At 46.2% G+C, this 13,210-nt stretch carries 11 protein-coding genes; 10 read left to right on the top strand and 1 reads right to left on the bottom strand.

Translation table 11 applies throughout. The features are described from left to right. The first annotated feature begins 88 nt into the window (after positions 1 to 88). The 3 genes from pyk (at position 89) to H065_RS0101515 (ending at position 2,586) form a co-directional block, all read left to right on the top strand. Positions 89 to 1,513, top strand: coding sequence for a pyruvate kinase (pyk, locus tag H065_RS0101525; protein WP_017811239.1), 1,425 nt, complete (start codon positions 89 to 91; stop codon positions 1,511 to 1,513). A 145-nt stretch (positions 1,514 to 1,658) separates the two neighbouring features. Next, positions 1,659 to 2,177, top strand: a complete 519-nt coding sequence (locus tag H065_RS0101520; protein ID WP_017811238.1) for an acyl-CoA thioesterase — start codon at positions 1,659 to 1,661, stop codon at positions 2,175 to 2,177. Between the two features lie 16 nt (positions 2,178 to 2,193). Then, positions 2,194 to 2,586 (top strand): FxsA family protein, encoded by a 393-nt coding sequence (locus H065_RS0101515; protein ID WP_017811237.1) that lies wholly within the window; start codon positions 2,194 to 2,196, stop codon positions 2,584 to 2,586. A gap of 183 nt (positions 2,587 to 2,769) precedes the next feature. Here the strand turns inward: H065_RS0101515 and ytvI are convergent, their stop codons facing one another. Then, positions 2,770 to 3,885, bottom strand: coding sequence for a sporulation integral membrane protein YtvI (gene ytvI / locus H065_RS0101510; protein WP_017811236.1), 1,116 nt, complete (start codon positions 3,883 to 3,885; stop codon positions 2,770 to 2,772). Between the two features lie 182 nt (positions 3,886 to 4,067). Here ytvI and H065_RS0101505 point away from each other — a divergent pair, with 182 nt between their 5' ends. The 7 genes from H065_RS0101505 to H065_RS0101475 all read left to right on the top strand — a co-directional run bounded on the left by H065_RS0101505 (position 4,068) and on the right by H065_RS0101475 (position 13,046). Further along, the gene (locus H065_RS0101505; protein ID WP_017811235.1) at positions 4,068 to 5,051 is read left to right on the top strand and encodes a LacI family DNA-binding transcriptional regulator; all 984 of its coding nucleotides are present in this window, start codon (positions 4,068 to 4,070) and stop codon (positions 5,049 to 5,051) included. A 205-nt stretch (positions 5,052 to 5,256) separates the two neighbouring features. Continuing rightward, on the top strand, positions 5,257 to 6,498 hold the full coding sequence (locus H065_RS0101500) for an MFS transporter (RefSeq protein WP_017811234.1): 1,242 nt from the start codon (positions 5,257 to 5,259) through the stop codon (positions 6,496 to 6,498). 90 nt (positions 6,499 to 6,588) lie between these two features. After that, positions 6,589 to 8,091, top strand: a complete 1,503-nt coding sequence (locus H065_RS0101495) for a glycoside hydrolase family 32 protein (protein WP_017811233.1) — start codon at positions 6,589 to 6,591, stop codon at positions 8,089 to 8,091. 483 nt (positions 8,092 to 8,574) lie between these two features. Next, positions 8,575 to 9,687, top strand: a complete 1,113-nt coding sequence (gene citZ, locus H065_RS0101490) for a citrate synthase (protein ID WP_017811232.1) — start codon at positions 8,575 to 8,577, stop codon at positions 9,685 to 9,687. Between the two features lie 351 nt (positions 9,688 to 10,038). Beyond that, a complete protein-coding gene (icd, locus tag H065_RS0101485; protein ID WP_017811231.1) occupies positions 10,039 to 11,334 on the top strand; it encodes an NADP-dependent isocitrate dehydrogenase in 1,296 nt (431 codons plus the stop codon). A 27-nt stretch (positions 11,335 to 11,361) separates the two neighbouring features. After that, positions 11,362 to 12,306, top strand: a complete 945-nt coding sequence (gene mdh / locus H065_RS0101480; RefSeq protein WP_017811230.1) for a malate dehydrogenase — start codon at positions 11,362 to 11,364, stop codon at positions 12,304 to 12,306. A 314-nt stretch (positions 12,307 to 12,620) separates the two neighbouring features. Then, positions 12,621 to 13,046: a hypothetical protein gene (locus H065_RS0101475; protein WP_017811229.1), complete on the top strand. Its 426-nt coding sequence runs from the start codon at positions 12,621 to 12,623 to the stop codon at positions 13,044 to 13,046. The last annotated feature ends 164 nt before the right edge of the window (positions 13,047 to 13,210 follow it).

The raw sequence follows: 13,210 nt of genomic DNA, 5'->3' as shown, positions 1-13,210 counted from the left end.
ATTTGTTTGTTGGGGCTTGTTGTTACCAAACAATGAGCTATGTTGGAAAAAGAAAATAGAGAGACCTTGAAAACGGAGGAAATCAATTATGCGTAAAACGAAAATTGTATGTACGATTGGACCGGCAAGTGAGTCCTTGGAGAACACGAAAAAACTGATCATGGCAGGTATGAATGTATCCCGCCTGAACTTCTCTCATGGTGACTTTGAAGAGCACGGCAACCGTATCAAAAACATCAAACAAGCCAGCAAAGAACTGGGTAAAACAGTAGCAATCCTGCTGGATACCAAAGGTCCGGAGATCCGTATCGGCAAACTGAAAGAAGAGCCGATTGATCTGGTTCAAGATGAGTACATCACGCTGACTACCGAAGAAATCCTCGGTGACCAGCATCGTCTGACTGTATCTTACCAGGATCTGCCGGGAGATGTGGAAGTAGGTTCCACAATTCTGATCGACGATGGTCTGATTGGTCTGAGCGTAGTACAGGTTCTGGGTACTGAAATCAAATGCCGTATCGTTAACGGTGGACAAATCAAAGGCCGCAAAGGCGTTAACGTACCGGGCGTGAATATTTCCCTGCCAGGTATTACTGAAAAAGATGCGAACGATATTATCTTCGGTATTGAGCAGGGTGTAGATTTCATCGCTGCTTCCTTCGTACGTAAAGCAAGTGACGTACTGGAAATCCGTAAATTGCTCGAAGAAAAAGGTGCTCCGCACATCCAAATCATCTCCAAAATCGAGAACCAGCAGGGCGTGGACAACCTGGACGAAATCCTGAAAGTATCCGACGGTCTGATGGTAGCCCGTGGTGACCTTGGTGTAGAAATTCCTGCCGAAGAAGTACCACTGGTACAAAAACGCATGATCGAAAAATGTAATCGTGCAGGCAAACCGGTTATCACAGCAACTCAAATGCTGGATTCCATGCAACGTAACCCGCGTCCGACTCGTGCGGAAGCGAGTGACGTAGCCAACGCAATCTTCGACGGAACAGATGCAATCATGCTGTCCGGCGAAACAGCTGCTGGTAAATATCCGGTAGAATCCGTACTGACGATGTCCCGCATCGCAGAAAAAGCGGAATCTGCACTGGATTACCGTGAAATCTTCCTGAAGCAAAGCCATGCACAACAAACTACAGTAACTGAAGCAATCAGCCAATCTGTAGCTAGCTGCGCAATGGATCTGAATGCAACAGCGATCATTTCTTCTACCGAATCCGGTCATACTGCACGTGTAGTATCCAAATATCGTCCGCAGGCACCAATCATTGCGGTAACGACTAAGGAACAAACGATGCGTCGTCTGGCTCTGACTTGGGGCGTACTGCCGGTTAAAGGCACAGAAGCTCATTCTACAGATGAACTGTTCGATATCGCCCTGCAGGGTGGTAAAGATTCCGGTCTGCTCAAAGAAGGCGATCTGGTTGTTATCACAGCTGGTATCCCACTGGGCAAATCAGGTTCTACAAACCTTATCAAAGTAGCACAAATGTCCGCGAAATAATCCGGCATAGTGCTTATATAATACGATGCAAAGAAAGCAGTGGAGTCTTCCATTGCTTTTTTTGCTGATTTGCTGTGTATCTATATAGAAAAATAAACGTAATATACAGAGGAATGACAAAAGAGAAGAGTGGAGGAAGAGAGCAATGGCAAGAGAACAACTGCAGCTGCCAAGTGAATGGCATGGAATTTCGTTTCGGGTACGTTATCAGGAGAATGACCCGATGGGGGTCGTCTATCACACCAATTATTTGAACTGGTTCGAACTGGGACGGACCGAAATGATCCGCGATCTGGGATTTCGGTACCGGGATATGGAAGCGGCAGGGGTGCTGCTCCCTCTGATAGATGCTTCACTGAGTTACGGTCGTCCGGCGCGATATGATGATCGGGTGGCTGTGTATACGCGGATTGTCAATTTCTCCAGGCTGCGTATTGATTATGAATACAAAATTCATCTGCTTGCTGATGAGGACCGTAATCTAGTAGGTGATGCTTCGGCTGTAGGACCACGTATTACCTTCCCTGATGGCGCAGAGCTGCCTGGAGAGCCGCTGACAGGCGGTTCTACCAAGCATGTATGGGTAAGCAGGGAGTTTACGCCAGTGCGGCTTGATAAAGTTCTGCCGCAGCTGTATGATTCACTTGTACGGTCTTTGCAATAGAGAGGAGAGGTACGGGTTGAAAAAGTGGATTGCTGCATTAATTATTATTGTGCCGCTCCTGGAATGGTACATTTTTCTTCAGATGATTGAATGGATTGGCGGCTGGAATACGCTGATTCTGCTCATATTGACCTCGCTGATCGGCATTGTCATGATGAGGTTCGAAGGACGCAAAGTACTCGAAGATACCAAAGCCCTTATCAATGCCAATCAGCCGCCCGGCCGTAAAATGCTGGATGGATTATGTGTGTTTATCGGCGGTATCATGCTCGTTTTGCCAGGCTTTGTACTCGATGTGATCGGTTTTACAATTGTATTTCCGCTGACTCGTCCACTATATCGGAATCTGTTGCTCAAATGGATTGAGAAGCGGATGAAAAAAGGTTCAATTACGATATACCGTCCCTAATCGGTCAGCACTGAAAAAGACTTCCCTTGGCATAAAGGAAGTCTTTTTTATTTGTTGTATAAGATGATAGTAGATGCTGCGGGCAGAAGGATAGATAACTAATAAACGAATTTCTGCTTATAATGTAGTAAAGCGCGGTGTATTATGGAGCAGCAAACGGAAGCAGTAAGGCTCGATTCTTGCCTACCGGACTCTTCCGTTGACAATATAATTGCGCAGATCGCGAAATACATTAGCGCGGTTCAGTGCCGATACGAATACCAGAGTGACTGGTCCAATCAATAGTCCGAGGGCACCGAATAGCTTCAGACCGACGAACATGCTGATTAGCGTAGCCAGCGGGTCGAGCCCTACATTGCTGGCGAGTATTTTGGGTTCCATCATCTGACGGACAATCAGTACAATGACATATAGAACGCTAAGACCAATCCCCAGCTTCAGATCTCCGCTCATAAAGTTGTATAGTGCCCATGGAATCATAACGATGCCTACACCCAGATATGGCAGCAGATCCACCATACCGATCAACAGCCCGATTAATAAAGCCGACTCCACATTAAGAATAAATAGTCCGATAATCACGATAATGCCGGTAATGGAAATGAGGATAAATTGGGCTTTGATATAGCCGAACAGGGCTTTTTGCAAATCGCTCCAGATCGCGGTTGCAGGTTGGCGGATACTTGATGGAAACCAGCCAGCGACAATACGGGTATGCCGCTCCCAGCTATTACTGATAAAGAAAGCAGAAAGGACGACCACGACAATAATCCAGGCGAAATTAGGCAGCGCAGTCAGAAAATCAAGCACCATATTGAGTAGACTGGTCACAATGCCGCTGACTACCCCAGATACGCTCTGGGTAGTCTTATTCAGATTATCATTGATCGTATCCTGATAAGGATTTTGCTGCAAAAAGGTACTGATTTCGTCGGTAATGGATTGAATCCGGTCATTCTGTGTCCAGCCGATCAACACCTGCCGCCAGCTGTCCACATGCTCATTAAACGTTTCGGTCAGATTAATGGTCTCCTGCACGAGCCGTGTCACCAGTAGTGACAATAAAGTAAGTAATCCGCCAAAATACAGCAGCAGCGATACCGATACCGCGAGCCAGCGTGGAAAGCGCAGACGGCGCTGCAATACACGAATCAGCGGATTCATCGCATAGGCGAACAGCCAGGCAAGCAGCAGTGGATAGAGCAGTGGGAACAAATAACGTACAGCGATAGCCGTAATGATAATAGCTACCAGTACCCATACTCCTCTAAGAATCCGGTTGCGGATCGTAGTATTCAAAATGGTCAATCTCCTCACTGCACAGTGTATGTAATCAGGTATATATCATGATGTTAAACGGCGAGCCTGAGTTTTGAAACGACTGTAATTGCCTGAATGGCAGAATATTTGTCGGAAGAGCACGATTTCTTTTTTTGCCCTTTGGCAAATGGTATACTAAAAGGAAAAAGGGAGGCTGCCGCATGAAAGCCAAACTGGAAGATGTTGCAAAATTAGCCGGCGTCTCGCCGACAACAGTGTCGCGTATGATGAACAATAGGGGATACGTCAGCGAAGCAACAAAACAGAAAGTACGCAGTGCCATGGAGGAGCTTCATTATTTCCCTAATGATATTGCACGGTCGTTGTTTAACAAACGCACTAATCTGATCGGACTTATTTTGCCGACAACAGCCAATCCTTTTTTTGGGGAACTGACTTTTCATATTGAAAATCTTTGTGCAGCACATGGACTTAAGGTGCTGCTATGTAATAGTCTGAACCGGATTGATAAAGAAGAACAATACGCCGAAATGCTAATGCGTAATCAGGTAGACGGTATTATTGTCGGGACGCATAACCGGGGGATACTTAATTATAAACGCACCAATCTCGCTGTAGTGGCGATCGATCGCTATTTGTCCGAGACTATTCCTGTTGTTAGCTCCGACAACTATGAGGGCGGCCGATTGGCAACGCAGCGGTTGATTGGGCGTGGATGCGAATACATCCTTCATTTTAATGGACCAGCTGAATTGGAGACGCCTGCCCAGCTCCGCCGGCAAGCGTTTGAGGATATGATGCAGCAGCGAGGATTACCGCATTATACATACGAGATGGAGATGCCATTGGATCGCGAAGATCAGCTTGCTGTGATACGGCGCGCCTTGGATGAGCATCCTCAAGCAGACGGTATATTTGCGAGTAATGATATGATTGCAGCCTCCGTAATCTACGAAGCCGGTAGACGCAGTATATCTATTCCGGAGGATCTGAAAGTAGTCGGTTATGATGGAACCGCCGTAACTTCTTCGCTCATGCCACAGCTGACGACCATACGCCAGCCGATTGAAGCTATTGCAAATGCAGCCATAACTATGCTGCTGCGAGAAATTGAAGGGGAATTTGAGGAGAAAGCACAGCAAATTGTACTGCCTGTCGAGCTGTATGAGGGCACCACAGCCTGAGAGGCTTGATGGTACAAGTGACGAGTGGCTAGTATAGATAAAATCCAAACGCCTTTATATATAAAGGCGTTTTTTGATGCAGTAATATCTTTCGCCTATTTTTGCAACCTTAAATTATTTTTTTATGTCATCCGGTTGACATATGAAACCGGTTGACATACAATTCTTGCAAGAAAGCACTTACATGAATAAAGGAGCGAGCCCTATGCCTGTATCAAAAAGCCTGTACTGGAAGCTGAGTCTTTACTTTTTCTTCTTTTTCGTTTGCTGGTCTTCCAGCTATTCCTTGTTCTCGATCTGGCTTGGACAGGAAATGAAGCTGACAGGAGCACAAAATGGTCTTATTTTCTCTGTAAACGCTATCTTTGCTCTTTGTGCGCAGCCGCTGTATGGCTATATTTCCGACAAGATTGGGTTAAAAAGAAACATTCTGCTTTTTATTAGCTTACTGCTTGTATTTACAGGGCCCTTTTTTGTTTTTGTTTATGGTCCTTTACTGCAGGTGAACGTGTGGCTGGGAGCGATTGTAGGCGGATTGTTTCTGAGTGTCGGATTTTTGGCAGGGGTTGGTGCAATTGAGACATATGTCGAAAAAGTCAGCCGCAAGTATGGTTTTGAATACGGACGTTCCCGGATGTGGGGCTCGCTTGGCTGGGCAGCAGCTACCTTTTTCGCAGGGCAGCTGTTCAACCTGAATCCGAATATCAATTTCTGGATTTCTTCGGTGTCCGCCGTAATTCTTGTTGGTATCATTTTGTCGGTACGGATTGATGTATCGGAACGTGAACTTGAAAAGGCGGCTTCTGTTACGCTGAAGGATATCGGCAACCTATTTACACTTCGCTCATTCTGGTACTTTATGCTGTATGTAATCGGTGTAGCATGCGTGTACGGTGTATATGATCAGCAATTCCCGATTTATTATTCTTCATTGTTCCCATCCCATGAGGTGGGCAACCAGGTATATGGTTACTTGAATTCCTTTCAGGTATTTCTGGAAGCAGGCATGATGTTTATGGCACCCTTTATTGTTAACAAACTGGGTGCCAAAAAATCACTTATTTTTGCCGGTTTGCTGATGGCTGTACGTATTGTAGGCTCCGGACTTGTTTTCGAGCCGATCGGTATTTCGGCGGTCAAGCTCATTCACGCGCTGGAATTGCCAATTATGTTGATTGCCATTTTCAAATATCTGGCTGCACATTTTGATACAAGGCTATCTTCGATTTTGTATCTGGTTGGATTTCAGTTCGCGTCCCAGGTCGGCCAGGCTGTACTGTCTCCGATTGCCGGCTCGCTGTACGATGATATTGGATTCCGTGCTACTTATCTGGTTATGGGGGCGCTTGTTCTATTGTTTACGGTAATCTCGATCTTCACACTTTTCAACGACAAACATCCCAAACCACAGCTCAAAGGAAAGCTGGAAACACAGCAAATCACCTAACATATTACACAAACACTCGTATACCTGTTACATATAGCTATTAAGGCTGTATGTACCGGTATTATTGAGTACATTCAAGGAGGAACATCCATGTCTACACTTCATTCTATCCAGCAAGCCGCCGAAGCATTACAACTCTCCGGCCAAAAAATCAACCCACAGTATCGTCCAGGCTATCATATTGCAGCTCCAGCTAACTGGATTAATGATCCGAACGGTCTGGTGCAGTTCAATGGAGAATATCATGTCTTTTACCAGCATCATCCGTACGATGAGAATTGGGGACCGATGCACTGGGGACATGTCAAGAGCAGTGATCTTGTTCATTGGGAGCACTGTCCGATTGCATTGGCACCAGGCGATGATTGTGATCGGGACGGTTGCTTTTCTGGTAGTGCGGTAGACGATAATGGTGTGATGACACTTATTTATACGGGACATCACTATACAGACCGGGATAAGGATTTATTTACGCAGAACCAGAATATTGCGGTTAGTCATGATGGGATTACTTTTGAAAAATATGAGTCCAATCCGGTTATTGCCGAGCCTCCGGCAGACAGTGCCCATCATTTCCGTGATCCGAAAGTTTGGAAGCATAATGATACATGGTACATGGTACTGGGTAACGCTACTCCGGATGGTCACGGGCGTGTTATCCTATATCATTCATCGGATTTACGAGCATGGACGTATAGTGGTGTACTGGCTGCAAGCGATGGAACGCTAGGGTTTATGTGGGAATGTCCTGACTTTTTCGAATTGGATGGACGGTATGTACTGCTGTTCTCACCGCAGGGGATGGAGCGTGAAGAGGAACGTTACTTGAATCTGTTCCAGACCGGTTATCTGGTAGGTGACTATGATTATGCAAGCAATGATTTCCGGCATGGTGAATTCCGGGAGATGGATCATGGACATGATTTTTATGCTGTGCAAACTCTGCTGGATAACAAAGGGCGCCGCATAGCGATTGGCTGGATGGATATGTGGGAATCCGATATGCCGACCAAGGCTCATGGCTGGGCAGGCGCACTGACTTTGCCCCGTGTACTAAATCTGGATGAAGATGGACGCTTGCTTATGAACCCTGTCGAAGAAATCAAATTGCTGCGCCGCGAGCAGTACCGATTGGGTGAAAGTTTCACTGTAACAGAGCGTCGTCATGAGACAGTGACTGAATCATTGCTGGAAATCCTCGTAGTATTTGATTTGAATAATAGTCAGTCCAATAAGGTTGGATTGACTCTGTACAGTGGAGCAGTCGATAAGACGGTTATTACGTATGATATCGCTGAAGGCAAGTTAACACTCGATGCTTCCAAATCGGGCAAGCCACAGGATGGAATCCGTATGGCGCCGCTGCAGCATGACGGCCTGCTGACCTTACGCCTATTCCTTGATCGTTCTTCTATAGAAGTGTTTGCCAATGAGGGACGGGCCACTCTAACCAGTCGCATTTATCCGACTGGAGCGATGACCGGAATAGAACTTTTTGCAGCAGGCGGTAAGACCGATGTGAAGGAATGGACTTGTTGGACATTGGAGGATGTATGGAATAGTGTCTACAATATGAATGAAGATGATAAGTAAGGAGTAGCTCCATCAAACAGGCTGTAATTCATCTTTTATGCAGCATACAGTATACGGACTGAGTAGACTATTGGATTGGATATTGTATGCAGGTTGATAGGCAATACTGAATTTAATATATTCTAAGCGAGCCGATAGGGTATTACATGTCGGCTTGCTCACAATTCTATTGGAGGAAAAGATACATAAAAGCGTATAATCAATCATTGTAAATGCTTACAAAAAAATGTTATCTTTGCGATAAAACAATTTGATACCCCGTCGGAAGACTACTTTTGTTCACAACTCCGTCAAAATAAAGTATGATGATATAAGGTTCTTGGAAGGTTAATGGCAGATGTTTCTATAACTTGTCGGCCAGGTGACCCTGTATCCCTGCATCTTATCATCTTCATATTTTTTACATTTTTTAAAATGTAAATGTTTTCATTTTATCGAATGAACAAAAAACTTCAAGAATCGTTCTGCAAAGGAGAGAGTAATATGACAGCTACCAAAGGTTTGGAAGGCGTTGTAGCAGCAAGTTCATCGATCAGCTCGATCGTTGATGGTGTTTTAACTTATCGCGGTTATGACATTGATGATCTGGCCGTTAACGCTAGCTTTGAGGAAGTCGCCTATTTGCTCTGGTTTGGTAAGCTGCCAAATCAGAACGAGCTTGACCAGTTGCAAAAGGATCTGGATAAATATGCAGTATTGCCGGATGCCTTGATTGAGCAAATGAAACTCTATCCTAAAGATATGAATCGTATGGCTGCTTTGCGCAGTGCGATATCTGCTCTGGCTCTATATGATGAGCAAGCTGATGATATGAGCCGTGAGGCCAATGAACTGAAAGTAATCAAATTACAGGCGCAGCTGCCTGCTATTGTAGCTGCACTGGGCCGTATTGCCGAAGGACAGGAACCTGTTGCTCCGCTGCAGGGTGTATCGATTGCACATAATTTCCTGTATATGCTGACCGGCAAGCAGCCGGAAGATACAGCGATCAAGGCACTGGATCAGGCACTTGTACTGCATGCCGATCATGAACTGAATGCTTCCACATTTGCTGCCCGTGTGACTGTAGCGACGCTGTCCGATATCTATTCCGGTATTACTTCCGCAATCGGAGCGCTCAAAGGTCCCCTGCATGGTGGAGCCAATGAAGCCGTAATGAAAATGCTGGAAGAAATCGGTTCGGAAGATCGTGTAGAGAGCTACATTCAGGAACAACTGAGCAATAAAGTCAAAATTATGGGCTTTGGTCACCGTGTATACAAAAACGGCGATCCGCGTGCCAAGCATCTCCAGAAAATGTCCCGCGAACTGGGCGAAATGAACAATAATCTGAGTCTGTATAACATGTCTGTACAGATTGAAGATATTGTAACCGGTAGCAAAGGACTGAAGCCAAACGTAGATTTCTACTCTGCTTCGGTGTACACCATGCTGGGCATTCCTCGTAATCTGTTTACGCCGATTTTTGCAATCAGCCGCGTATCCGGATGGGCTGCACACATTCTGGAACAGTACGAAAACAACCGCATTATTCGCCCTCGCGCCGAGTATGTTGGACCGAACAATCAGGAATATCGTCCGGTTACAGAACGTTAATTATACCCGCCGGATTTTATCTGTTGAAACCGGGTTTCCAAATTCTTGTGGCGTCTGCTAAAATAAAGACAACCGTTAATAACTGCACGTCAAGGAAAAGAATCACAAAGCCAGGATGAGGGTCGATACCATAATGTACACGGACGTCTGTGTATACAGATGACAGATGGCCGTTTATGGATAGGTCCAGGTTGTTGAGCGATCCATGCCAACAGCCTTACCGGAATGTGCTCTGAATCCTGTACTGTGCAGTATACCAACGGATGGCTGACAAAGGGCTGACGCCCGCACTACTTTGCAGTACCGATTGAATGATGTGGATCAACCATAATACTGAGGAGGAGCTTAATCATGCCGAACTTTGAAAAATACGAACTGCCGACTGCTGGTGAGCAGATCAAGATTGAAAATGGAAATTTGCAGGTGCCTAACAACCCGATCATTCCTTTTATCGAAGGTGACGGTACAGGACGCGACATCTGGAAAGCTTCTGTACGCGTGCTGGATGCAGCCGTAGAAAAAGCTTATGGCGGCTCCAAAAAAATCGCCTGGTACGAAGTATTTGCCGGTGAGAAAGCGTTTAATACATACGGAGAATGGCTGCCAGCCGATACGCTGGAAGCAATCCGTGAATATACTGTAGCAATCAAGGGACCACTGACTACGCCTATCGGCGGTGGTATTCGTTCCCTGAACGTTGCTCTGCGTCAGGAACTGGATCTGTACGTATGTCTGCGTCCTGTTCGTTACTTTGACGGTGTACCTTCTCCGGTAAAACGTCCTGAACTCGTAGACATGGTTATCTTCCGTGAGAACACTGAGGATATCTATGCAGGTATCGAGTATCAAGAAGGTACGGAAGAAGTGAAAAAAGTACTGGAATTCCTGAAAAACGAAATGGGCGTTAACAAAATCCGCTTCCCGGAAACTTCCGGTATTGGTATCAAACCAGTATCCGAAGAAGGTTCCAAGCGTCTGGTTCGTGCTGCGGTACAATATGCAGTCGATCATGGCCGTAAGAGCGTAACGCTGGTACACAAAGGTAACATCATGAAATTTACTGAAGGTGCTTTCAAAAACTGGGGTTACGAAGTGGCTGAAGCTGAATTCGGCGACAAAGTATTCACTTGGGCACAATACGATAAAATCAAAGACGAGCAAGGCGCAGACGCTGCCAATGCAGCACAAAAAGCAGCTGAAGATGCTGGCAAAATCATCGTAAAAGATGCGATTGCCGATATCGCGCTGCAGCAGGTCCTGACACGTCCAGCCGAGTTCGATGTAATCGCTACGCTGAACCTGAACGGTGACTATCTGTCCGATGCACTGGCAGCACAGGTTGGTGGTATCGGTATCGCTCCGGGCGCCAACATTAACTATGTAACAGGTCATGCAATCTTCGAAGCTACGCACGGTACAGCTCCAAAATATGCAGACAAAGACGTAGTTAACCCAGGTTCCGTTATTCTGTCCGGGGTTATGATGCTTGAGCATCTGGGCTGGCAGGAAGCGGCTGACCTGATCTACAAAGGTCTGGAAACATCGATCAACAACAAAACGGTAACTTACGATTTCGCACGTCTGATGGATCAGGCGACAGAAGTGAAATGCTCCGAGTTTGCCGATAAAGTTATCGAAAACATGTAAATTGAAAACATGTAGGGAGATGAACCGATGACAGCGATTAAGCGCAAAAAAATTACCGTGGTGGGCGCCGGATTTACCGGTGCCACAACGGCTCTCATGCTCGCCCAAAAAGAGCTGGGAGACGTTGTACTGGTAGATATTCCACAGCTGGAGAATCCGACTAAGGGAAAAGCGCTTGACATGATGGAGGCCAGCCCTGTTCAGGGGTTTGACAGCCAGATCAAAGGGACTTCTGACTATAACGATACCAAAGACTCCGATGTAGTCATTATTACGGCAGGGGTAGCACGCAAGCCCGGCATGAGCCGCGACGATCTGGTCAATACCAATGCAGGTATTGTCCGGTCGGTCTGCGAGCAGGTCAAGCAGCAGGCTCCCGAGTCCATTGTGATTATTCTGAGCAATCCGGTCGATGCGATGACCCATGTTGCCTATCAGGCACTGGGCTTCCCCAAAAACCGGGTGATTGGTCAATCGGGTGTACTCGATACGGCACGTTATTGTACCTTTATCGCCGAGGAACTGAATGTATCGGTAGAAGATGTACGCGGCTTTGTGCTTGGTGGTCATGGAGACGATATGGTACCGCTCGTACGCTATTCCAGCGTAGGCGGGATTCCGATCGATACTCTCATTTCCAGCGAACGGATCGAAGCCATAGTACAACGTACCCGTGTAGGTGGCGGCGAGATCGTCAACCTGCTTGGTAACGGCAGCGCCTACTATGCGCCTGCAGCTTCTCTCGTACAGATGACCGAAGCGGTGCTTAAGGACAAGAAGCGTATTTTGCCAGTGATTGCTTATCTCGAAGGAGAATATGGCTATGAGAATCTGTTCATGGGCGTACCGGCTATTCTGGGCGGCGACGGCATTGAAAAGATTTTTGAACTGGAGCTTACCTCTGAGGAGAAAGCAGCACTGGACAAGTCTGCCGAATCCGTACGCAGCGTGATCAAGGTGGTAACAGGCTGATGATCTATAGAGAGAACATTATCTTCTGATGTAACCTCCTGGATACAGACAGGTAGCAATCAGAGAAAGTGTATCCATCTCTGTTGGTCATCATACTGTTGGGTAATTCCATCGTCATGATTTTATAAAAAAGGCTGGTTCTTCGTCATAGGGCGGAGAACCAGCCTTTTTGTATGGAGGGAGAAAGGGAACTTGTTCATCGTTTGGACACAACCTGAATCCAAAACAGTATATTTTTCACAGATCATTCGTTAAAATAATAATGCAGCAACAAGGAAATGAAATCATATCAACACAGATGGGGAGGATATGCAGTGATTCAAATTCTCGTATTTTTACACATTTTGGGAGCTCTCTCAACAGGGTTCTATCTGGTATTGCCGATTGTGGCAGGCAAACTGGGCAGCTGGGATGCCCAGGCGCAGTCAGGTGCCATTTCAATCGTGCGTACGCTTAATCGTGTGGCACAGTTTGGTCTGATTGTACAGCTGCTGACTGGTGGCTATCTGATGACGCAAGGTACATACAGTATTGCTTGGATGATCGTAGTCGTTGTACTACTGCTGGCAATTGCAGCTTTTGGCGGTATCATGGGCAAGCCCCTGCGGCTCGCACTGGCTGATATTCAGCAGAAAAGAGATATCTCTGCTCATGCTGCCAAGATCCGTTCGCTCAGCATCGGACTGGCCGTATGTGTAGCTGTAATCAGCTTCTTTATGGTGTATCGCGATATTATTTAATTTGCAAGTGATCTGGTGAAGCCTCTATTGCACAAACAAGATCAATCATGGTTGCATGCTGCATCTGACAATGTTATCAATTAGGATAAGGATGCAGCCAGCAGTTATACTTACCGGAACAAAAGAGCCTCTATCCGTCTATGAACTGCACCCCTTAAAATGGA

The sequence above is a fragment of the Paenibacillus shenyangensis genome (genome assembly GCF_000346635.1).
Classification (GTDB): domain Bacteria; phylum Bacillota; class Bacilli; order Paenibacillales; family Paenibacillaceae; genus Saccharibacillus; species Saccharibacillus dauci.
This window is presented reverse-complemented; position numbering and strand designations above follow the sequence as displayed.

What these genes read in the sequence shown, in the direction of transcription:
- pyk (WP_017811239.1), top strand. Translation starts at nt 89, where the DNA reads ATGCGTAAAACGAAAATTGTATGTACGATTGGACCGGCAAGTGAGTCC.
- H065_RS0101520 (WP_017811238.1), top strand. Translation starts at nt 1,659, where the DNA reads ATGGCAAGAGAACAACTGCAGCTGCCAAGTGAATGGCATGGAATTTCG.
- H065_RS0101505 (WP_017811235.1), top strand. Translation starts at nt 4,068, where the DNA reads ATGAAAGCCAAACTGGAAGATGTTGCAAAATTAGCCGGCGTCTCGCCG.
- H065_RS0101500 (WP_017811234.1), top strand. Translation starts at nt 5,257, where the DNA reads ATGCCTGTATCAAAAAGCCTGTACTGGAAGCTGAGTCTTTACTTTTTC.
- H065_RS0101495 (WP_017811233.1), top strand. Translation starts at nt 6,589, where the DNA reads ATGTCTACACTTCATTCTATCCAGCAAGCCGCCGAAGCATTACAACTC.
- citZ (WP_017811232.1), top strand. Translation starts at nt 8,575, where the DNA reads ATGACAGCTACCAAAGGTTTGGAAGGCGTTGTAGCAGCAAGTTCATCG.
- icd (WP_017811231.1), top strand. Translation starts at nt 10,039, where the DNA reads ATGCCGAACTTTGAAAAATACGAACTGCCGACTGCTGGTGAGCAGATC.
- mdh (WP_017811230.1), top strand. Translation starts at nt 11,362, where the DNA reads ATGACAGCGATTAAGCGCAAAAAAATTACCGTGGTGGGCGCCGGATTT.